We start from the raw sequence: 271 nt of genomic DNA, 5'->3' as shown, positions 1-271 counted from the left end.
CACGTAGTACGCGAGCTGCGAGGCCAATGTGATCTCCGGAAAGAGCCGCACCAGCCTGCCCGCGGCCAGATCGTCCCTGGCCATCACGCGGCGGGCCAGTGCAATTCCATGGCCTTCCGCCGCAGCTTGCAATACCGCTGCTGAGTTGTTGATTTTCATACCCCGCAGGGCGCCGACGCCGGACACACCGGCCTTTCGCAACCAGGTTTTCCATGTGGGGAACTCTGCATGCCCCTCCATCGAAAGATCGTGGATCAGCGTCTCTGCGGAC

Annotated in this window: 1 protein-coding gene; it reads right to left on the bottom strand. The window is 62.4% G+C overall.

From position 1 onward, the window contains the following. Positions 1–271: LysR substrate-binding domain-containing protein (locus SB847_RS21080; RefSeq protein ID WP_410578571.1), on the bottom strand; the 271-nt coding region annotated here is incomplete at both ends.

The organism is Bacillus sp. SIMBA_026 (assembly GCF_046535335.1).
In the GTDB taxonomy this organism is placed as follows: Bacteria; Bacillota; Bacilli; order Bacillales; family Bacillaceae; genus Bacillus; species Bacillus velezensis.
This window is presented reverse-complemented; position numbering and strand designations above follow the sequence as displayed.